This is a genomic window from Pseudoxanthomonas sp. G3, from assembly GCF_057654715.1.
Window position 1 is genome coordinate 292,972 of record NZ_CM172805.1, and the last position, 20,122, is coordinate 313,093.

A 20,122-nucleotide genomic window follows, 5' to 3' on the forward strand; every position below is an offset into this window, starting at 1 on the left:
ACCATGCGTCGCATGAGCCGTCGTTGGACGGGACCCGCGCTGGCCGCGTGGCTGGCGGTGGGCGGCACGTGCGCCGCCGCCGCGCCCGCCGACACCGAGGTGGCGTTCGCGTCCGTCCCGTGCCCGGCGTCGGTGGGGCCGCGCGTCGCCTGCCACGAAGGGCGCGATGTGCATGGCGCGTGGCTGCTGGTGGCGATGCCCGAGGCCTGGAACCGCCGGCTCGTCGTGCATGCGCACGGCGGTCCACGCCTGGGTGCGCCGAAGGCCGGAGATTCGGCGGAAGACCTGGACCGCTTCGCGGTGATGGTGCGCGATGGCTATGCGTGGATCGGCACCACCTACCGGCGCGGCGGCTACGGCGTGCGCATGGCCGCCGCCGATGTGGATCACAGCCGGCAGGTGTTCTGGGCGCGCTGGGGCCGGCCGGAACGCACGCTGCTGCATGGTCAGTCGTGGGGCGGCAACGTGGCCGCGAAAGCGGCCGAGTTGTACGCGCTGGAGATCGATGGCCGCGCGAACTACGACGGTGTGCTGACCACCAACGGCCTGCTGTTCGGCGGCACGCGCGGTTACGGCTTCCGTGCCGACCTGCGCGCGGTCTACCAGTATTACTGCCGTAACCATCCGGCGCCGGATGAAGCGCCGTACCCGCTGTGGCAGGGCCTGCCGGCGGGCGCGACGATGACGCGCGACGAGTTGCGCAAGCGCGTGGACGCCTGCACCGGCGTCGACCAGCCGGCGGCGAAGCGCACGCCGACGCAGGCGTCGAAGCTGCGCGACATCCTCGCGGTGACCGGCGTGGCCGAGAAGCAGTTGGTGGCGCACCTGGCCTGGGGCACGTTCCATTTTCAGGATCTGGTGCAGCTGCGCCTCGCTGGCCGCAACCCGTTCGATAACGCCAAGACCCGGTACCGCGGCTCGCACGACGATGCCGCGCTCAATGCCGGTGTCGAACGCTTCAATGCCGATCCTGCTGCACTGGCCATGCTCGCCTACGATGCGGACCTGTCCGGCCTGATCGTGCTGCCGACCGTCACCGTGCATGCGCGCCACGACGCCACCGTGTCGTACGAAGCCGACGCGGCGTACGCCGCGACCGTCGCCGCCGCCGGACGCAGCCACCTGCTGCTGCAGGCGCTGACCGACGAGCAGGATCACAGCCGCTTGCAGGACGCGACCTATGCGACCGCTCTGCGGGTGCTAGAACAGTGGCTGGATACCGGCACGCGGCCCGAACCCACGGCCTTCGGCGAAACCTGCGGCCGCGCCTCGCAGGCGCACGCGGCGTGCCGCTTCATGACGCTCTGAGTCGCGCCTGCACGCGCGCGGCGTGACGCAGCGCCGCATTCGGCGAAATCCGGCGTTGGCGGGGACCGGGTAGAATTGCCGTTCCCCCGCCTAGACCACAGGCACCGTTTCCGCGATGACGAACGACGATTTCAAGCAGGCCGCGCTCGAGTACCACCGGCAGTCCCCGCCGGGCAAGATCAAGGTCGCCCCGACCAAGCCGATGCTGACCCAGCGCGACCTGGCCCTGGCCTATTCCCCGGGCGTGGCCTACGCCTGCGAGGCCATCGTCGAAGACCCGAACGCGGCCAGCGAGCTCACCGCGCGCGGCAACCTGGTGGCCGTGGTCACCAACGGCACCGCGGTGCTGGGCCTGGGCAACATCGGCGCGCTGGCCGGCAAGCCGGTGATGGAAGGCAAGGGCGTGCTGTTCCAGAAGTTCGCCGGCATCGACGTGTTCGACATCGAGATCAACGAGACCGACCCGGACAAGCTGGTCGACATCATCGCCTCGCTCGAGCCGACCTTCGGCGGCATCAACCTGGAAGACATCAAGGCGCCGGAGTGCTTCATCGTCGAGCGCAAGCTGCGCGAGCGGATGAAGATCCCGGTCTTCCACGACGACCAGCACGGCACCGCGATCATCGTCGGCGCGGCGGTGGTCAATGCGCTGGAAGTGATCGGCAAGAAGATCGAGGACGTGAAGTTGGCCACCAGCGGCGCCGGCGCGGCCGGCATCGCCTGCCTGGACATGCTAGTGGCGCTGGGCCTGAAGCCGGAGAACATCCTGGCGTTCGATCGCGACGGCGTGATCTACACCGGCCGCCCGCACCTGGATCCGGACAAGGCACGCTATGCGCGCGATACCGACAAGCGCTCGCTGGCCGAGATCGTGGACGGGGCGGACATCTTCCTGGGCCTGTCGGCCGGCGGCATCCTGAAGCCGGAGATGGTGGCGACGATGGCGGACAAGCCCGTCATCCTGGCGCTGGCCAACCCGACCCCCGAGATCTCGCCGGCCGAGGCCAAGGCCGTGCGCCCGGACGTCATCATCGGCACCGGCCGCAGCGACTACCCGAACCAGGTCAACAACGCGCTCTGCTTCCCGTACATCTTCCGCGGCGCGCTCGACGTGGGCGCCACGGTCATCAACGAGCAGATGAAGGTCGCCTGCGTGCATGCCATCGCCAAGCTGGCGCGGCGCGAGGCCTCCGACCTGGGCAGTGCCTACGGCGACGACGTGCCGTGCTTCGGTCCGGAATACCTGATCCCGCGCCCGTTCGACCCGCGCCTGCTGGTCGAGGTGGCCGCAGCGGTGGCGCAGGCGGCGATGGACTCCGGCGTGGCCCTGCGCCCGATCCCGGACATGTGGGCATACCGCGAGAAGCTGGGCCAGTTCGTCTACCGCACCAGCCTGATGATGAAGCCGGTCTACGACCGTGCGCGCGCCGACAAGAAGCGCGTGGTCTACGCCGAAGGCGAGGAAGAGACCGTGCTGCGCGCGGTGCAGACGGTGATCGATGAAGGCTTGGCGTTCCCGATCCTGATCGGCCGCCCGGACGTGATCGAGGCGCGCATCCAGCGCCTGAGCCTGCGCATGCGCGCCGGCGTCGATTTCGAAGTGACCAACCAGGACGACGATCCGCGCTTCAACGACTACTGGCAGCACTACCACGCGCTGACCGCACGCCGTGGCGTGACGCCGGCGGCGGCCAAGAACCTGATGCGCTCGCGTCCCACCCTGATCGCGGCGGTAATGGTGGCCCGTGGCGAAGCCGACGCGATGATCACCGGCCTGGTCGGCCGCTTCCACAAGAAGCTGGGCTACGTGCGCAGCGTGATCCCGCTGGACCCGGGTGTGCAGTCGACCTCGGCCATGACCGGCGTGATCAACAACCAGGGTGCGTACTTCTTCCTGGACACGCACGTGCAGGACGACCCGACCGCCGAGCAAATCACCGAGGCGACGCTGCAGGCGGCCTATCGTCTGAAGCTGTTCGGCATCGAACCGCGTATCGCGCTGCTGTCGCACTCGAACTTCGGCAGTCACGAGACGCCGGGCGCGATCAAGATGCGCAAGGTCCGCGAGCTGCTGTTGAAGCGCAAACCCGACCTCAACGTCGACGGCGAGATGCAGGGCGATACCGCATGGGACGAAGTGCTGCGCCACCGGATCATGCCGGGCAGCACGCTGACCGGGCGCGCCAACCTGTTCGTGCTGCCGAACCTGGACGCGGCCAACATCGCCTACAACATGGTGCGCGTGGTCACCGACGGCGTGGCCATCGGCCCGATCCTGATGGGCATTTCGCGCCCGGTGCATATCCTGACCACCAGCGCCACCCCGCGCCGCGTGATCAACATGACCGCCATCGCCGCGGTGGATGCGCAGATCCGGCAGCAGCGCGAAGCGGAGCGCAGCGGGCCGGGTTGATTGGTCCGGGTCCTGGAGAGAAAAAGCCCCGCATGCGGGGCTTTTTCTTGGTCGGTGTCCAGGACCTCAGGTGTGGGAGCGACGTAAGTCGCGATGGGCAGCCGGTAAAGCTTCATCGCGACTTACGTCGCTCCCACATCCCACATCCTTCTTGCCTGTCAGTTCTCGTCTTCCCCATCCAGAATCCGCCGCTGCAACGCATCCAGATAGGCATCGGCATCGGCCGTGGATTCGAAGATCTCGTCCATCGGCACCGCCTGGACGATTTCGATCACCTTGCGGATCTGTTCCTGCGGGTGCACGACTAGCAGGCGGCCTTCGTGCGGGGCCAGCGCCTTGCGTGCCTTCAGGATGCTGCGCACGCCGGCGCTGCTGATGTAGTCCAGGTGCGCCAGGTCCAGCACCAGCGCTTGCGGGCGCGCAGCCAGCATCGGGGCCAGCGCCTCGTCGAGCTGCGCATGACTCAGCGTGTCCAGCCGGCCGCTCAGCAGCACGTACTGGTTGCCGTTCACCGGCGGGTAGACCTCAATCTCCAATGTCATCGGGCATCTCGGTGCAACGGATGTGCCGGGTGGGGGCGGCCCGGGTATGGAGGGGAGGGAGGTCGGATCGTAAAGCAAAAGCGGGACGAGGCGACCTGCGTCCGTCAGTCGTCGTCCTCGTCGGCCTGCAGGACCTTGCGCTGCATCACGTCCAGGTAGGCATCGGCCTCCGCGGTGGACGAGAAGATCTCGTTCAGCGGCACTGCCTTCACCATGTCCAGCACCTTCTGGATCTGCGGTTGCGGATTCACCAGCAGTACCTTGCCGCCGTGCGGCGCGAGCGTCTTGCGGGCCTTGAAGATGGAGCGGATGCCGGCGCTGCTGATGTACTCCAGCCCCGACAGGTCGAGCACCAGCGAATGCAACTGGCGCGTGAGCAGGGGTGCGAGCGCTTCGTCGAGGTCTTCGTAAGTGTGGGTGTCCAGACGGCCGCTGACGGCCACGCGTTGGCTACCCTTCCCCGGCGGCAGGATGTCGATGCCCAGGCTCATGATCCGTTCTCCTCGGTGGGGATGCGCAGTGTCAGGCGAAGCACGTTGTAATTTCCGATTCGTTCGTAATGCGCTTCCTCAGAGACCTGGCGCACGAGGTGCACGCCCAGGCCGCCGGTGGGACGGTCGAGGATGTCGGCGTCCAGATCGGGCGGCGGCTGGTCGAGGGGATTGAACGCCGCGCCGCTCTCGCGGAACTCCAGCGTCAGCCGGTGGTCGCGGATGGCGATGTCCACGCACAGTTCGTGGTCGTCGCCATCGACGCGGCCGGGGCCGCCGTGTTCGATGGCGTTGCTCGCCAGTTCCTCGACGATCAGGCGCACGTCGCACTGGATCGCGCGGCTGACGCCGTTGTTGGCCAGCACGGCTTCGAGCGACGCATTGAGGTCGTCGACACGGGCGTGCTCACGGGGAATGAACAGTCGCATCTGCATGCGCGGTCTCCTGTGATGGCGGAGCTTCGGGGGAAGCCGGGTCGCTGTCCAGCCGGCGACGGATGGCCAGCACGGTGATGTCGTCCGACTGCGGGGCACTGCCGGTAAATGCGTGAACGGCGGCGATCAGGTCTTCGCACTGCTCGCGTGCGCTGGCGCCGGGCCGCAGCGCCTCGGGGATGCGTTCCGGGCCGTACGCCTGGTTGTCGACATCGAAGGCCTCGGTGATGCCGTCGGTCCAGGCCAGCAGCGTGGCGCCGGCCGGCAGTCGGCCCGACCACAGCGGAAACGCGTCGCCGATCTCGAAGCCCAGCGGCGGTCCCGGTTGCAGTGGCAGCTCGTCGTGGCGCCCGTCGGCATGCAGCAGCAGCGGCGCATCGTGGCCGGCGCTGGCCAGCACGCATTCGCCGGTACGCACATCCACGCGTCCGCACAGCACGGTGGCGAACATGCACGCATCGTTGCCCTGCACCAGACGGCGCGAGGCTTCGGCCAGCACGCGTTCGGGACTGGCATGGCTGCTGGCCGCCACTTCCAGCACGGTGACGGTGCGCGCCATGAACAGCGCGGCCGGTACGCCCTTGTCGGAGACATCGCCGATGGCGAACCACAGCGCGTCGGTGCCGGTTTCGATGAAGCTGTAGAAGTCGCCGCCGACGGCCTTGGCCGGTTCCAGGCGCGCGTAGGCTTCCAGGTGGCTCTGCTCACGGTCGATGACCCGGCCCGGCGGCAGCATCGCCTGCTGGATCTCGCGGGCGATGGACAGTTCGCTCTCCAGTTTCTGGCGGGCCGCGGTCATGTCCTCGATTTCGCGCAGTTGCTGCCGGATCGAACCGCGCGCATGTTCCAGCGTGCGGGCCAGCTGCCCGACCTCGTCGCGCCGGCCCACATAGGGCACCGGCATCGCGTAGTCGCCTTCGGCCAGGCGGGTGGCCGAGGCCGACAGCCGTTCCACCGGCTGGCTGATGTGGCGCGCCAGCTTCCGCACCACCAGCATGCATACCAGCGCCAGCAGCGCGCCCACGGCGGCCAGCGTCCATAGCGCGGTGTTGAGGCGCTGGGTGATGAGCTCGTACGACTGCGCCACCAGCAGGCTCCAGCCGCTGTCGCCGACCGGCTCGACCACCGTGTATCGCCGCTCGCCGGTGATCGCATCGACATGCGCATGCTGCAGCGGGCGGCGCTGCCTGACGGCCTGCGCGGCGTCCTGCAGGTCCGTGCGGCCGGCGCGGCGGATGTAGTCGTCCAGCCGCTCCAGGCGATCAACGGTGACTTCCGGATTGAGCGCCAGCGTGCCGCCCGGCGCCACCAGCGTCACCCGCCAGCCGGGCAGGTTCGCCAGCGATTCGACCATGTCGGTGAGGTTGGCCAGCGGCAGGTCCAGGCTGACCATGCCGCGGGTGCGCGCGCCGCGGCCGGGTTCGCGCAAGGGCATGTTGTAGGTGACCATCCAGACGGCGCCCGCGGTCTGGTTGAGGTAGGGCTCGGACCACCAGCCGGCCGGCGAGGCCACCGTGCGCTGGTACCAGCCCTGGTCGCGATAGGGATAGCCGTCGGCGACGAGGTCGCGGTCGCGCCCGTTGGCGGCGATGTAGCGGGCGAAGGGCGCATCGGCGCGCGTGCGGGGTTCCAGCACCAGCAGGCCGCCGGCGCAGCCGGGCGTGGCCTTGACCATGGCGCGCAGGGTGGCGGTGAGTTCGTCGGGCGCCAGGTTGGCCGAACCGACCAGGTCGGAGATGCCGTGCGTGGTGATGGTTACCACGCGCATCGCGTTGTCCAGCCGCTGCACGGCTTCCTGCGCGCTCGCCTGGGTATCGCGGCGTGCATCCTCCAGGATCATGCGCCGCGCGAACCACGCCGTGGCCACCACCAGCAGCACCAGCAGCACCACGTTGACCAGACCTGCCCAGAGGGCGATGCGCGTGCGCAAGCTGCTGCGCCAGTGCGAGGCACCGGCAGCCCGTGGCACGACGTTCCCTGGCACTGCGTCTTGCATGCCGCCCCCGAGCCTTCCCCCTGCGCGGATCATAAGCGCATCGCGGATGTTGCAATACGGCAAAGGTCTTATTTTGGTGTTTCCGTTGTCCCGGGACAGCGACGTTGTGTCCCCTCCATACGCCTGCGTAGCCAGGTGCCCCGCGGGGTGCGTGCGCTACACTTCAGGGTCTACAAGAAACGGCAACGCCACGCCCCCACGCGCGGCGCAACAGGAGTGGGAATGAACTGGTTGAACGACATGTTGCAGAGCGATCCGGATCCGCAGGAGACCCGCGAATGGATCGATTCCATGCAGGCGGTGATCGAGAAGAACGGCGCGCTGCGTGCTCACCAGTTGCTCGAGGGCATGGTGGAAGTCACCCGCCGCGCCGGTGCCTACCTGCCGTTCTCGCCCACCACCGAGTACGTCAACACCATCGCGCCGCAGAACGAGGCCAAGAGCCCGGGCGACGCCGCGCTGGAATGGCGCATCCGTTCGATCATCCGCTGGAACGCGATGGCCACCGTGGTGCGCGCCAACCGCAAGCCCGGCGACCTTGGCGGCCACATCGCCAGCTTCGCCTCCGGCGCCACGCTCTATGACGTGGGCTTCAACCACTTTTGGCGCGCGCCCAGCGACAGCCATCCGGGCGACCTGCTCTTCATTCAGGGCCACAGCGCGCCGGGCATCTATGCGCGTTCGTTCCTGGAAGGCCGCATCAGCGAGCAGCAACTCGACAACTTCCGCATGGAAGTCGACGGCCAGGGCATCTCGTCCTATCCGCATCCGTGGCTGATGCCCGATTACTGGCAGACCCCGACCGTCTCGATGGGCCTGGGCCCGCTGGCGGCGATCTACCAGGCGCAATTCATGAAGTACCTGGAGCATCGCGGCCTGATCGAGAAGTCCGACCGCAAGGTGTGGTGCTTCATCGGCGACGGCGAGAGCGACGAGCCGGAAACGCTCGGCGCCATCGCGCTGGCCGGCCGCGAAGGCCTCGACAACCTGATCTTCGTCGTCAACTGCAACCTGCAGCGCTTGGACGGTCCGGTGCGCGGCAACGGCAAGATCATCCAGGAGCTGGAAGGCGTGTTCCGCGGTGGTGGCTGGAACGTCATCAAGCTGCTGTGGGGCAGCTACTGGGATCCGCTCCTCGCGCGCGACACCGACGGCGTGCTGAAGAAGCTGATGATGGAAACCGTCGACGGCGAATACCAGAACTGCAAGGCGTTCGGCGGCAAGTACACGCGCGACAACTTCTTCGGCAAGTACCCGGAGACGGCGGCGATGGTCGCCAACCTGTCCGACGACGACATCTGGCGCCTCAACCGCGGCGGCCACGATCCGCACAAGGTCTATGCGGCCTACCACGAGGCGGTCAACACCAAGGGCATGCCCACGGTGATCCTCGCCAAGACGGTGAAGGGCTACGGCATGGGCTCGGCGGGCGAATCGCTCAACCCGACCCACCAGACCAAGAAGCTGGACGACGAGGCCATCCGCACGTTCCGCGACCGCTTCAACATCCCGGTCAGCGACAAGCAGCTGGAAGAGTCGGCGCAGGTGCCGTTCTACCACCCGGGCGAGGATTCGCCGGAAGTGCAGTACCTGAAGGCGCGCCGCGCCGCGCTGGGCGGTTACCTGCCGCAGCGCCGCCGCAAGGCCAGCGAATCGTTCGAGACGCCGAAGCTGGAAGCCTTCGACCGCCTGCTGAAGAGCACCGGCGACCGCGAGATCTCCACCACGATGGCGTTCGTGCAGGGCCTGAACATCGCGCTGCGCGACAAGCAGGTCGGTCCGCGCCTGGTGCCGATCGTCGCCGACGAGGCGCGCACGTTCGGCATGGAAGGCATGTTCCGCCAGATCGGCATCTACGCGCCGTTCGGCCAGAAGTACAAGCCGGTCGACGCCGATCAGCTGATGTACTACCGCGAGGACCAGTCCGGCCAGGTGCTGCAGCAGGGCATCAGCGAGCCGGGCGCGATGTCGTCGTGGATGGCGGCGGGCACCAGCTATTCGGTTAGCAACGTGCCGATGCTGCCGTTCTATATCTACTACTCGATGTTCGGCTTCCAGCGCATCGGCGACATCGCCTGGCAGGCGGCCGACATGCGCACGCGCGGCTTTCTGCTGGGCGGCACCGCGGGCCGCACCACGTTGAACGGTGAAGGCCTGCAGCACGAGGACGGCTTCAGCCACGTCGTCGCCGGCGGCATTCCCAACGTGCGCAGCTACGACCCGACCTTCGGTTTCGAAGTCGCGGTAGTCCTGCAGCACGGCATGCAGAAGATGCTGCAGGAGCAGGTGGACGAGTACTACTACGTCACCCTGATGAACGAGAACTACACCCACCCGGACATGCCGGAAGGCGCGGCCGACGGCATCATCAAGGGCATGTACCTGCTCACCGATGCGGGCAAGCCGAAGAAGGGCGAGCTGCGCGTGCAGCTGCTGGGCAGCGGCACCATTCTGCGCGAGGCGATTGCGGCGGCCGAGCTGCTGGACAAGGATTTCGGCGTCACCGCCGACATCTGGTCGTGCCCGAGCTTCAACGAGCTGCGTCGTGACGGTTTCGACGCCGAGCGCTGGAACCGCCTGAACCCGGAAGCCAAGTCGCCGCGCAAGGCGTATGTGACCGAGCTGCTGGAAGGCCGCCAGGGCCCGGCGATCGCCGCGACCGACTACGTGCGCGCCTACGCGGACCAGATCCGCGCGTTCGTGCCGATGGCGTACACGGTGCTGGGCACGGATGGCTTCGGCCGCAGCGACACCCGCGCCAACCTGCGCCGCCACTTCGAAGTGGACCGCTACTACATCGCCCACGCCGCCATCGCCGCCCTGGCGAAGGAAGGCAAGATGACCGCCAAGGACGTATCCCGCGCGATCAAGCAGTACAAGATCGATGTGGAGAAGGCGAACCCTGTCACCGTGTGATGCACGCCGTTGCTCTCCGTACGCGGAGAGGATGACCGGACGAAGAAGCGGCCCATGGCCGCTTTTTTGTCGGCCGACCGATTGACAGTTCGTTAACCATGGTTCACAGTCTGGGCTAGGTCGACGTCATGGATGACGCTGCATGATCGAGGTCAGGAAGACACGGATGTTCGAGGACTGGCTTGTTTCGCTGCGCGACCGGCAGGCGAGGATGCGCATCCAGGCGCGGATCGATCGGCTCGCCTTCGGCAATCCGGGACACCACCGCGTACTGACGGGAAGGGTGTGCGAAATGAAGATCGATTGCGGTCCGGGGTATCGCGTTTACTTCACACGCCACGGCGACGCCTGGGTCGTGCTGCTGTGCGGAGGCGACAAGGCATCGCAACGTACGGACATCCAGACGGCGTTGGCACTGGCGCACGCGTTGGAGAATTGACATGGCATTGAAGACAACGCCCTGGGATTCGGCGGAATATCTGAAGACCGAAGCGGACATCACCGCCTATCTGGATGCATGCTTCGAGGAGGCCGGCGATGATCCGGCGTTCCTGGTGCATGCGTTGGGTGTGGCGGCGCGCGCGCGCAACATGAGCCAGCTGGCGCGCGATACCGGACTGACGCGCGAAGGCTTGTACAAGGCGCTGTCCAGCAGCGGCAATCCCAGCTTCGGCACGGTGCTGAAGGTGGCCGATGCGATGGGCTATCGGTTTGCACTCGTCAGCAAGAAGGCCAAGACGGCTGGCCGTGCGGGCAAGCGGACGGTCGCACGGAAAGTACCGGGTCGCCCGGTCAAGCGGATCGCCGCGCAGGACAGATGAGGACTACGCCTTGAAGCGATTCTCCCGGTGCCATCGCAAATAAGTGGTGTGTGGTTTTGATGCAGACGACGCCGGAAGGATCAGCGTACGCTCCTGCCGAATCAGCTTGTCCAGGTCGTCCGGCACGCCGTGTGGCGAAAGCAGGATCGAGTAATCGTCTCCGAAGCTCAGAAGTCCACGATCAAAGAGCCAGTGCGCAGTTCCGGTCAGCGCAATCCCATTGCGTACCGTGTCGGGTCCATCCGCCTCCACCGGCCGGATGTGCGCTGCTTGCACTTCAGGGCGACCACCGCCGTTTAACAGCCGAAGGCCGGTCACGGCGCAGGTGTTCTGATAAGCCTGGCGCACATGGCGGCGAAACGCGACGTCGCGGTACCGACGGTTGATGAGTTGCGAGACGATAACGCGAGGCACGTAGTCAGGCGGTACGTCTTCCGTGACAGGAAGTGCCGTCGAATCCCCTAGCGATTCAACGTCCCATGCCTCCAGGGGCGCCGACATGCCGGCCTGCAGGATGGCCGCGAACTCGTCAGCAGGTAAGCCACGCACCGCTCGCCCAAATGCGCCCTTGTTCGTTGAGCCGTCAGCCTTGCGCAGCATCGATTCGTAGTAGTGACCTCCTTCATTGAAGGGCACCGCGCGATCAAACTCGATGAAGTCGCGAATCCGCGCGTAGTGGTGGCCCGGAACGTTGGGGTCTTCATCGACGGAGGCGACTCGTGCACAGGCAAAGTAGGCTTGGCGCCCGGTGGCGCTGTTAGGGCCCGAGGTCCGGCGAGGTTCGTAGTACAGGATGAAGTCGCCAACCGCTTCACGCACCTGCCGCAGATAGGTCTGCGGAAAGTGGTAGCGCTCCTCGATCCGATCGTCGTAAGCGGAACTCTCCGACGTCGTAAGTACGGCGTTGGTCATGTTGTCCCCGGAATGGCCGTGACCAGGATATCAGCCGTCTTTACCGGCCGTCGTGCTCTCCGTGGCCACGCTCTGCATGGGAATGCATCGTCACCGTCGGATGGGCAAATACCCATCGGCTTTGCCGGACGCTTTCGTTGGCGTGCTTGGAGCTCGCCCTACCGGCGCCCATTGCACACGACATCGCGCTGGACGATCAATCACCCAGTCGAGGCGCTTGGTCGAATCCGCCGCGCCAGACGATTCGCATAGACTTCTCCGTCCCGTGCCTGCGCCCCACCACGATGAAGCCCCATCCCGCCCTCACTGAACTCCGCCTGCTGCTGGGCATCGAGCGCAACACCACCCGCCATGGCGAGAAGTGGATCTCCGGCATCGGCGCCGCGCTGGGCATCCTCGCCGTCGCATGGGTGACGACATGGTCGCTCGGCGACGTGACCACGCCGGGTGGCCTGTTGATGGTCGGCTCGATGGGCGCATCGGCCGTGCTGCTGTTCGCCGTGCCGCATGGCGCGCTGTCGCAGCCCTGGGCCGTGGTCGGCGGGCATCTGATCTCCGCCGCGATCGGCGTCACCTGTCAGCAACTGTTCCCCGGCCATCTATGGACGGCGGCGCTGGCGGTGGGACTGGCCGTCGGCGTCATGTATTACTTGCGCTGCATCCACCCACCGGGTGGCGCGACGGCGCTGACCGCGGTGATCGGCGGCGCCGACATCCATGCATTCGGTTACCACTACCTGCTGATGCCCGTACTGATCAACGTGGCGGCCATCCTCGCCATGGCCATCGCCTTCAACGCGCTGTTCGCCTGGCGCCGCTACCCCGCCCACCTGCATCGCCGTCGCCAGGCCTCGCGGATCACCCAGCCCGCGCAGCGCCAGTTCGAACTGACCCAGGAAGACTTCTCCGCCGCGATGGAGCAACTCAACTCCTACGTCGACATCACCACCGAGAACCTCACCGAACTGCTGGAACTCGCCAAGCAGCACGCCGAGCGCAACATCACCCATCCCGATGTGATCGCGCGCGGACGCTTCTACAGCAACGGCAAGCTCGGTCGCTTGTGGAGCGTGCGGCACGTGTTGGAAGGCGAGGGTGCGGGGTTGCAGTACCGCGTCGTTGCTGGCGAGCAGACGGGCAGCACGGGGACGACCAGCCCGGATGAGTTTCGTCAGTGGGCGCGCTTCGAGGTGGTGTTGCAGGAGAATGGGCGGTGGGTGATTGCCGGCTAAGGGGGAGGCCATGAAGCACCTGTGGGTGTATGCGGTTGCGCTGGTTGCTGGCCTGTCCGCGTGCTGCGCCAAAGAGGAGAAGGTCGCGCCGGTCGACCTCTCCGGTCTCCAGGAGATACGGATCGACTTCGAACGCGGCGGCTGGGTCTTCGTCGAAGAGCACTTCACGATCACGCCGGCAGGTAAGCCGGGCATGTTCTTGCTTCGCGGTGGCTACGAGACCGAGGGAGGGCAGCAGGTGGACGTCGAGACGCCGATCTTGTCCCGCGACGTAGCCGAGTTCGTACGCCAGGCGTCATTGCCCCGCTGGGCACGCCATCGCGGCCTGCAGGTGGTGGCGCAGGACATCGACAAGCGCGCTTTGCGCACGTTCGAGCCGATCATGCGCGTCCCACCTTCACCTTGCACGGAAGACGAGCTGCAGCAGTTGGCGAAGCGGTACTTCGGCCGCACCAAGCTGTTGGCCCTCATCGACCGACACTACGGACGTGGCATCAGCTGGACGGACGACTATCCGCACATGCTCGTGCAGATGCGGTGGCAAGGCCGACCGACGTCCTTGCTGTGGTCCAACTCCCAGAAGGCGCGCATGCTGCCGTGGAATCCGGGTGTACCCATGAACTCACCGCCGGAAGCGGATCAGAACTGGTCCTCGCCATTGAGTGCGTCGCTTCGGGCATTGCTACCGCCGGATTCGCACGCCTACCAGCGACTCGACGGGATCACTGGCTTGGCGCAGCGGCTCAACCGGGACGCCCTGTACGAGGCGGAGCGCCAGTGCGAAGTAATACGTTCGCGACCGGGGGCGAATAGCGGGGTGCTCGCGCCCTAGGCGAACTGGCGTGCGAAGTCTCCGACCGCATCGATGTTGACGCGCGCGAGCGTGCGCAGCTCATCCGATCCAATCAGGTCGCTGTCTGCCACGCGCTGCCAGAAGGCGATGGCAGCGTCCGCCGCCCAGCGGAGGTGGCCGACCTGTCCGGTGCGATCAGGTGCGGCCAGTCGTACGGTCTCCAGGGGGCGCACGGCGCCGGTGCGTGAGGGCGCTAAGGCCATCGGCAGCATGTCGTACGCCGGTGCCAGCGCCAGCGGGCGCTCGTCGGCGAGATAGAACGCCAGATTGCCGGCATGCATGTCGCTGTTGTCGATGAAACGACCGAACCAATGCAGGCGCGCCATCCGTACGGCGTCCTCATCTGTGATCCAGCCGTCAGCCTCCAACATCGCGCCGAAGCGGGCCCAGTCGCGCGCGCCATCGCCGTAGAACGCAGCGTCCAACGCCTGCAGAGAAACGAAACCGTGGCGCCCGAGTGCGTCGGCAGACCGGTCGAAACGACGGACCTCCAGGAAGGTGTAGCCATCGGCATGCAGACAGTGCGATGTCGACGCAGGCAGCCCCGCCTCATGCAAGGTCGTGGCCGCCAGGTGCTCGCACACCAGCAGGTCGGCCCAGCGGCGAACGGCCTGGCCTTCGTCTGGAACGGCGAACTTCACCAGCGCAGCGTATCGCCCGCCGTCCTCGTGCTGGACCGTCGCGGTGAACTTCGGCTGCTCGCCGCCAGGCGACGAGCCAATGTCCTCGCCCGCCAGCGCGGCACGCGCCCACGCCGGGTACTGTCGCGCGCGATCGGCGAAGGCGACAACATCGGTCGGTGCGTCGCGTTCGGCCATCGCGATCGTCAGTGCTTCCTGGCCCAAAATCAGGTCGCCGATGCCGGTGCCGCCGGTCCGCGTGATCGCCATGACTGTGTCGCGGACCTGCCACCGGCTGAGGTCGTCCGGTACCCCCAGCGTGCGTCCCTGGCGGTGCGCCAGCATGCGCCCGAGAAACCCTTGCGGTCGCAGGTCGTCGAGGAACCATGGCAACCCCGGATGGAAGCCGGCGACGCGGTCGACAGGGCGCGCCAACACGGGTCGCTCACCCGAGGTGTCGAAGTAGAAACGGTCTCCCCGCAGCGCATGCAGCGTACCGAGTTCCTCCAACGTCGCATCTCGACGCATCCGCCACAGCGGCCACGCGTCGCCGGCATCGGTGCGCATCCGCGCCACGTAGGCGGTGGCGCGGGCCTTGCCGATCCGCAGCACCGCGGGCCCGGCTTCGGCGACCAGCACGGCCAACATGGGGCGGTTCACGCCCAGCGATTGCGCCAGCTGGGCCGCTGGCACGGGGTCGCCGCTCGCCAGCCGTGTCAGCAGGTCGGTCACGGTGGCTGTGCGCGCGCGCGCCATGGGATCACCTGATTCTTACGATTCTCAGACGATACCCGAACTAATTCATCCAGTAAACAACTGATATATATAGACTATGGCGGGAAGGCCGCCGCTCATTTCTTACGATTCTTGGCCGATTCCTTGGGGGCGACTTACCAAATCGCCACCAACTGGCTGAAGGGGTGGGCGAGCCGCAGACCCTGATCGTCGAAGTCGGTCACCACTTTGCCATCCACCGTCACCCGCGACGGCTTCGTCCGGTTCGGCCAACTGACCTTCAGCGCGGCGTCCTTGCGCAGGCCCGGGCCGAGCGTCACGCGCAGGGTCTGGCCTTGCTGGCGCGCGGTCATGGCCAGCGTGCCGTAGGCCGTCGGCAGGCCGTCCACGCGCAGGCCGTCGCCGGCCACCCACGCAGGTGGCGTGCCCGGCAGCAGCGACAGCGCCTCGTCGCCTTCGTGCATCAGCATGCCGAAGATCGCACGCGCGTATTCCGAACCGATCCACGTGTGCGGCATATCGCCCAGGTAGATCGCATGGCGCGCATCCGAATACACCACCTCGGCCAGCACCTGCCACGGCGCCGGACGACGGTGGCCCAGGAAGCGCATCAGCAGTTCGTGCGCTTCCTGCGGCCGGTTGAGGTGCACGTAGGTCAGCACGTTGCGGATCTCGTACGGCGTGTACGCGTACAACGCACCGGGCACGTCGCGCTTGCGCACGTCTTCCAGGTAACGGTCGAACGTGATCTTCAACGCATCGGCCGGCATCACGTCCTGCTGCCCGGCCGGATCCAGCCCGATCGACAGGCTGGTGGGATCGCTGCCGCCCATGTCGGCGTCGGCGGGCACGGTATCGATGCCCTTCCACTTCATCGTCGCGCGAATCGAGGCGGCCATCGATGCGCGCAGCGCGGCGTACTGCTCGCGCGCCCAAGCGGCCGTCTTCGCATCGCCCCACTGCTCGGCCAGCCAGGCGCCGTCGTGCCAGCCCTTCAGCGCCCAGTAGTCGTCCCAGTAGCTGTGCGTGGGCACCGGATAGCCTTCGTGGCTGATCGACGGTGCCAGGATGCCGTGGAAGCGCTCCGGCGATGGCTGGTCGGCGAGGTAGCCCGGCACCATCGTGCGTTCGCGCAGCTCCTGCATGAACTTCATCGCGCGCGTCACCTTGTCCTGGTAGTCGCGCACGCTGCGCGCACCGCCGTCCAGCCGCGCGAGCTCGGCGACCAGCCAGATGAACTGGCCTTGGCTGTCGTACTCGATGTCGGAGCCGAAGCCGGTGTTGACCGATCCGTCGTCGTTGAGGATCGGCGACACCAGGCCGTTCTCGTGTACCGCATGGCCGGCGTACCACTGCAGGTAGTCGCGCGCGGTCTTCGGCATGCCCATGCGCACCAGCGTCGCGGCGGTGGCGGCGCCATCGCGGATGAAGGAGCGGTTGTAGTTGCGCGGGCCCGGTTGCATCGCGTGGCCGCTCTGGTTGATCAGCATGTACGCGGCCTGCGCGCGCAGCATGTCGACCAGCGAGGCATCCGGCAGCGACAGGCCGATGCGGCCCAGGCGTTTCTGCCACTGTGCGGCCACCTCGTCGGCACGCGCGTCGAACGCGCCTTCGCCGGTCAGTCCGGCGAGGTCGAGTGCGGGTGCGGCGGGTAGCGGCTTGGCTGGATCGATACGCGCATCGCCGAGGGCGAAGGCGATCACGATGTCCTGCGTCGCGTCGGGCGCCAGCGCCACGTCGTAACCCAGCTGGCCGGCAGCGAGGCCGCTGTCGTCGTGCGTCTGCTGCACGTCGGGCAGCGCATCGGCCATCAGCAGGCCGGTGATCTCGCCTTCGCCATGGGCACCGAAGGCGGAGGCGGACGCGCGCGCCACCGGCGTCAGCGACTGGAACAGCGTGCGTCCGTTGACCGTCACCTGCGCGGCATCACCGCGGCCGACCGTGATGTCGCGGATCGGCGAGGGACCGCCGTTCTGCCACGGCGGACTGACCTGCATCGGCCGCGTCAGCAGATTGAAATTGCCGGACACCGGCGTGGTGCCGGTGTTGCGCAGGCGGTAGCGCACCAGCGTGACGGGCGCGCCGCGCTGTTCGAGGGCGATCGCGGCGGTGGTAAGTTCCAGGCCCGGCTGCGGCGACCACTGCACGGTGGGCATCGGCATCCAGCCGTCGCGCAGCGCATGGGTGATCGGCGTATCGGCGTTCGCCGCGCTCGCCCGGCCGCTGGCATCGCGCCATACCGGCTGCACCAGCGGCGCGCCCTTGAAGGCTTCGACATGGCCGAACTCGTCGAGCACCGACTTCTGCCGGCCCGCGGGAATGCCCACCGCCGTCCAGTACACCTGCTGCTGGTGCAGCGACGAGGGGAAGAGCGCACGGTGCTCGCGCGCGGCGGCGAGTTCGTAGCGCTTCATCGCCGTCATGACCCGCTTCGGCCCGATCAGGCGCAGCCGCTGAAGGCGCGGCGCCTGCGTGCCCTCGCCGCGCACGCTCAGGCGCAGCGCGGACAGCGTGCGCGCCTGGCTGTCGGCGAGGAAGGCGCTGTCGCCGAAGGCGCGCGGGTCTTCGGCCAGTACTATCCAGCGATCCGAACCGGCCTCACGGCCTTCCAGCCGGGCGGCGCGCGGTGTGTCCTTCCACGCCACTTCCAGGCCGGCGACGGACATCGGCTTGGGCAGGTCGATCTGCAGCTGCCGCATGCCGTCGGCCGCGGGTTTGCCGGTCATGGCGTGCGCCTCGCCGGCATCGGACCACAGCGCGGCGGGATCGCCGTCGACGCCCCGGATGCGGGGCGTCTCGCTGCCCGCATAGGGGCGGAACTCAAACACCGACACGCCCCAGTCCGCGGAGCGCTCGGGTGCGGTCAGGCGCAGGTAGCGCGCCTGCACGGTAGGGAACACGTCGTACTCGATGCCGCCCACGCCATCGCGTGTCTCGAACGCGGTGCGCCAGTGTTCGCCGTCATCGGAGGCCTGGATCGAATAGGCGCGCGCGCCGCCCCATTCCCAGTGCAGCTCCACCGCGCCCACCGACACGCGCTCGCCGAAATCCACCTGGTACCAGTGGCCGGGCGAGAACGCGCCGCCCCACTTGGTCGCCGGATCGCCATCGATGCCCTTGGGCGGGGCCATCTCCACGGTGGTGCTGGCCGAACTGGTCGCCGTCCAGCTGGCGCGGGGCGGCAGGGCGTCGGCCGCCCGGCCGAGCGGGCTGGTCACCAGGCCATACGCCACCAGGGCGAGGAGGAGGGGCGAACGCGGGGCCGCAGCGGGCGCGGTCAGGGGCATGGGGGGCTCCTGTGGACGGGCCGGGCAGGCCACGGGAGCGCCGGATACTAGGGTTGAAAACGTTTACATGCTAGTTGCAGCGCAACGAGCGGGGCGGATTGCCGGCGGCCGCTGGCCTTGGCAACGGCGTCAGGGCGCGCGCTGCAGCCCGTGCGTGGACTGTTCGCAGACCACGAGGGTGTGGGGTTCGGAGACCGTCCCGGTGACCCGCACGCGGTCGCCGGCCTTCAGGGCCTGAACGTCGTCCGGCGGTGGCGCCTTGCACAGGTTCCAGCGGGCCGGCAGATGGACATCCACGTTGCCGGTCGGCGTGGCGAGGGTGACCACCGCGCTGCCGTCGTAGGTCCATGGCGTGGTGTCGACCGTGGCGACCTGACCTTCCACGGTGGCTTGCTGGCCGGGCACCCAGGCGGGCGCGGTCGGCGTGGTGGTGCAGGCGGCCAACGACAGGCATGCGGCGAGCATGGCGGTGAGGCGGACGGGCGATGCGGTGGGGCGTGACGTCATCGAAGGACTCCGGCATGCGGCTCAGGGATTCGCGGGCGGTTCGTTGGCCCGGGCGGCCTCGGCCGGGCACCGCGGCACGCCCGAACCGACCACGCAGTTCACGCAGCACTCCTGCCTCTCCGGCGACGCATCGGGCGCGTCCTGCACCGGCGGCAGGGCGCCCGGGAGTTTCGCAAGTTGCGCCGGCGATTTGAGCCGCAGGATCGCCGCCCAGTCCTGGCGGTTCATGTTGCAGGCCGCTTCGTTGTCGGGCGCGCACAGCGTGCCGTCGCCGATCCGCAGCGGCAGCCCGCCCCAGAACTCGCCGTTGCGATTCAACGGCAGCATCCGCATCGTCACGCTCTGCTGCACGTTGCCGCCGATGGCGTAGGCGGTGCTGTCGTTGTTCGGGTTCACCGCCACCACGATGTCGCAGTGCATGTCGAGCGAGCTGCCGCTGCGCAGCAACGGCACCAGGCCTTCATGGCCGAACAGGCGGCCGGCCTGCCGCACGTAGCAGATCAGGTCGCCGACCACGGGCTTGGCCCTCGCCACGTCGATGACGTCGAAGGCATTGGTCGAGGGGTTCTGATACGCCGCCTGCACGTAGGTGAAGTGACGGCTGGACCCGCGGAAGCCCGGCACCCTGGCTTCGCGCATCACCCACGAAATGAAGGCGGCCGACCACGGCGTGTCGACCACGAAGCCGCGGCAGGCTTCGGCCTGCGGGCCGGTCGCCGACGCGTACAGGCAGTCCGTCGCACCGCGACGGTGGCCGATCGCGGCGAGCAGGCCGCTGTCGCGCCAGTAGCGCGCGACGCGCTGCCAGGCACGGTCGTCGCCGATCGACAACAGCGACGACTCGGCTTCATTCATCGGCGCGTTCGCCAGCTTGCCTTCCCGGTCGATGAAGGGGCGATACCACATCAGGTGTTCGCGGCAGGCGACCGCGGCGATGCGGGTGGCGACGTCCGACGGCGCCTGTTGCGACAACTGCGGACAGACATCGGCCGCACGGGCGGCGAAGGACGACAGCAGCAACAGGGGCAGCAACAACCATGCGCGCATCAGCAACG

16 protein-coding genes are annotated in these 20,122 nt (G+C 67.7%); 7 read left to right on the forward strand and 9 right to left on the reverse strand.

The window, feature by feature from the left end:
- Window positions 1-12: 12 nt before the first annotated feature.
- Both AC23D6_RS01375 and AC23D6_RS01380 read left to right on the forward strand, forming a co-directional pair.
- On the forward strand, window positions 13-1,308 hold the full coding sequence (locus AC23D6_RS01375) for an alpha/beta hydrolase (protein ID WP_487751065.1): 1,296 nt from the start codon (window positions 13-15) through the stop codon (window positions 1,306-1,308).
- Between the two features lie 115 nt (window positions 1,309-1,423).
- Entirely contained in the window at window positions 1,424-3,721 is a 2,298-nt protein-coding gene (locus tag AC23D6_RS01380) for an NADP-dependent malic enzyme (protein ID WP_487751066.1), read from the forward strand.
- A gap of 158 nt (window positions 3,722-3,879) precedes the next feature.
- Here the strand turns inward: AC23D6_RS01380 and AC23D6_RS01385 are convergent, their stop codons facing one another.
- The 4 genes from AC23D6_RS01385 to AC23D6_RS01400 form a co-directional block, all read right to left on the reverse strand.
- On the reverse strand, window positions 3,880-4,263 hold the full coding sequence (locus AC23D6_RS01385) for an STAS domain-containing protein (RefSeq protein WP_487751067.1): 384 nt from the start codon (window positions 4,261-4,263) through the stop codon (window positions 3,880-3,882).
- A gap of 104 nt (window positions 4,264-4,367) precedes the next feature.
- Window positions 4,368-4,757 (reverse strand): STAS domain-containing protein, encoded by a 390-nt coding sequence (locus AC23D6_RS01390; protein ID WP_487752546.1) that lies wholly within the window; start codon window positions 4,755-4,757, stop codon window positions 4,368-4,370.
- Window positions 4,751-5,188 carry an ATP-binding protein gene (locus tag AC23D6_RS01395; protein WP_487751068.1) on the reverse strand — a complete coding sequence of 146 codons (438 nt, stop codon included), beginning with the start codon at window positions 5,186-5,188 and terminating at the stop codon, window positions 4,751-4,753. Before AC23D6_RS01395 ends, AC23D6_RS01390 begins: the two co-directional genes overlap by 7 nt.
- Entirely contained in the window at window positions 5,160-7,157 is a 1,998-nt protein-coding gene (locus AC23D6_RS01400) for a SpoIIE family protein phosphatase (RefSeq protein WP_487751069.1), read from the reverse strand. The genes AC23D6_RS01395 and AC23D6_RS01400 overlap by 29 nt, the downstream gene beginning before the upstream one ends.
- Before the next feature lie 249 nt (window positions 7,158-7,406).
- Between AC23D6_RS01400 and aceE the strand changes: the two genes are divergently transcribed.
- The 3 genes from aceE (at window position 7,407) to AC23D6_RS01415 (ending at window position 10,921) form a co-directional block, all read left to right on the forward strand.
- Window positions 7,407-10,100: a pyruvate dehydrogenase (acetyl-transferring), homodimeric type gene (gene aceE, locus AC23D6_RS01405; RefSeq protein ID WP_487751070.1), complete on the forward strand. Its 2,694-nt coding sequence runs from the start codon at window positions 7,407-7,409 to the stop codon at window positions 10,098-10,100.
- A 166-nt stretch (window positions 10,101-10,266) separates the two neighbouring features.
- On the forward strand, window positions 10,267-10,539 hold the full coding sequence (locus tag AC23D6_RS01410) for a type II toxin-antitoxin system RelE/ParE family toxin (RefSeq protein WP_487751071.1): 273 nt from the start codon (window positions 10,267-10,269) through the stop codon (window positions 10,537-10,539).
- A 1-nt stretch (window position 10,540) separates the two neighbouring features.
- Window positions 10,541-10,921: an addiction module antidote protein gene (locus tag AC23D6_RS01415; RefSeq protein WP_487751072.1), complete on the forward strand. Its 381-nt coding sequence runs from the start codon at window positions 10,541-10,543 to the stop codon at window positions 10,919-10,921.
- A gap of 3 nt (window positions 10,922-10,924) precedes the next feature.
- On the opposite strand, the gene AC23D6_RS01420 is transcribed toward AC23D6_RS01415, so the two are convergent.
- On the reverse strand, window positions 10,925-11,833 hold the full coding sequence (locus tag AC23D6_RS01420) for an HNH endonuclease (RefSeq protein ID WP_487751073.1): 909 nt from the start codon (window positions 11,831-11,833) through the stop codon (window positions 10,925-10,927).
- A 284-nt stretch (window positions 11,834-12,117) separates the two neighbouring features.
- Between AC23D6_RS01420 and AC23D6_RS01425 the strand changes: the two genes are divergently transcribed.
- Both AC23D6_RS01425 and AC23D6_RS01430 read left to right on the forward strand, forming a co-directional pair.
- Window positions 12,118-13,065: an HPP family protein gene (locus tag AC23D6_RS01425; RefSeq protein ID WP_487751074.1), complete on the forward strand. Its 948-nt coding sequence runs from the start codon at window positions 12,118-12,120 to the stop codon at window positions 13,063-13,065.
- A 10-nt stretch (window positions 13,066-13,075) separates the two neighbouring features.
- Window positions 13,076-13,897, forward strand: a complete 822-nt coding sequence (locus tag AC23D6_RS01430) for a hypothetical protein (RefSeq protein ID WP_487751075.1) — start codon at window positions 13,076-13,078, stop codon at window positions 13,895-13,897.
- Here the strand turns inward: AC23D6_RS01430 and yjjJ are convergent.
- The 4 genes from yjjJ to AC23D6_RS01450 all read right to left on the reverse strand — a co-directional run bounded on the left by yjjJ (window position 13,894) and on the right by AC23D6_RS01450 (window position 20,114).
- On the reverse strand, window positions 13,894-15,294 hold the full coding sequence (yjjJ, locus tag AC23D6_RS01435) for a type II toxin-antitoxin system HipA family toxin YjjJ (protein WP_487751076.1): 1,401 nt from the start codon (window positions 15,292-15,294) through the stop codon (window positions 13,894-13,896). The two genes, AC23D6_RS01430 and yjjJ, sit on opposite strands and share 4 nt — an antisense overlap.
- Before the next feature lie 134 nt (window positions 15,295-15,428).
- Entirely contained in the window at window positions 15,429-18,560 is a 3,132-nt protein-coding gene (locus tag AC23D6_RS01440; protein WP_487751077.1) for a discoidin domain-containing protein, read from the reverse strand.
- 129 nt (window positions 18,561-18,689) lie between these two features.
- Entirely contained in the window at window positions 18,690-19,067 is a 378-nt protein-coding gene (locus AC23D6_RS01445) for a hypothetical protein (RefSeq protein WP_487751078.1), read from the reverse strand.
- A gap of 21 nt (window positions 19,068-19,088) precedes the next feature.
- A complete protein-coding gene (locus AC23D6_RS01450) occupies window positions 19,089-20,114 on the reverse strand; it encodes a DUF2272 domain-containing protein (protein WP_487751079.1) in 1,026 nt (341 codons plus the stop codon).
- Window positions 20,115-20,122: the final 8 nt, after the last annotated feature.

Excerpts from the sequence above, each read along its gene's own strand:
- AC23D6_RS01395 (WP_487751068.1), bottom strand. The coding sequence starts at position 5,188 with ATGCAGATGCGACTGTTCATTCCCCGTGAGCACGCCCGTGTCGACGAC.
- AC23D6_RS01415 (WP_487751072.1), top strand. The coding sequence starts at position 10,541 with ATGGCATTGAAGACAACGCCCTGGGATTCGGCGGAATATCTGAAGACC.
- AC23D6_RS01445 (WP_487751078.1), bottom strand. The coding sequence starts at position 19,067 with ATGACGTCACGCCCCACCGCATCGCCCGTCCGCCTCACCGCCATGCTC.
- AC23D6_RS01420 (WP_487751073.1), bottom strand. The coding sequence starts at position 11,833 with ATGACCAACGCCGTACTTACGACGTCGGAGAGTTCCGCTTACGACGAT.
- AC23D6_RS01410 (WP_487751071.1), top strand. The coding sequence starts at position 10,267 with ATGTTCGAGGACTGGCTTGTTTCGCTGCGCGACCGGCAGGCGAGGATG.
- yjjJ (WP_487751076.1), bottom strand. The coding sequence starts at position 15,294 with ATGGCGCGCGCGCGCACAGCCACCGTGACCGACCTGCTGACACGGCTG.
- AC23D6_RS01425 (WP_487751074.1), top strand. The coding sequence starts at position 12,118 with ATGAAGCCCCATCCCGCCCTCACTGAACTCCGCCTGCTGCTGGGCATC.
- aceE (WP_487751070.1), top strand. The coding sequence starts at position 7,407 with ATGAACTGGTTGAACGACATGTTGCAGAGCGATCCGGATCCGCAGGAG.
- AC23D6_RS01450 (WP_487751079.1), bottom strand. The coding sequence starts at position 20,114 with ATGCGCGCATGGTTGTTGCTGCCCCTGTTGCTGCTGTCGTCCTTCGCC.
- AC23D6_RS01380 (WP_487751066.1), top strand. The coding sequence starts at position 1,424 with ATGACGAACGACGATTTCAAGCAGGCCGCGCTCGAGTACCACCGGCAG.
- AC23D6_RS01430 (WP_487751075.1), top strand. The coding sequence starts at position 13,076 with ATGAAGCACCTGTGGGTGTATGCGGTTGCGCTGGTTGCTGGCCTGTCC.
- AC23D6_RS01375 (WP_487751065.1), top strand. The coding sequence starts at position 13 with ATGAGCCGTCGTTGGACGGGACCCGCGCTGGCCGCGTGGCTGGCGGTG.
- AC23D6_RS01440 (WP_487751077.1), bottom strand. The coding sequence starts at position 18,560 with ATGCCCCTGACCGCGCCCGCTGCGGCCCCGCGTTCGCCCCTCCTCCTC.
- AC23D6_RS01385 (WP_487751067.1), bottom strand. The coding sequence starts at position 4,263 with ATGACATTGGAGATTGAGGTCTACCCGCCGGTGAACGGCAACCAGTAC.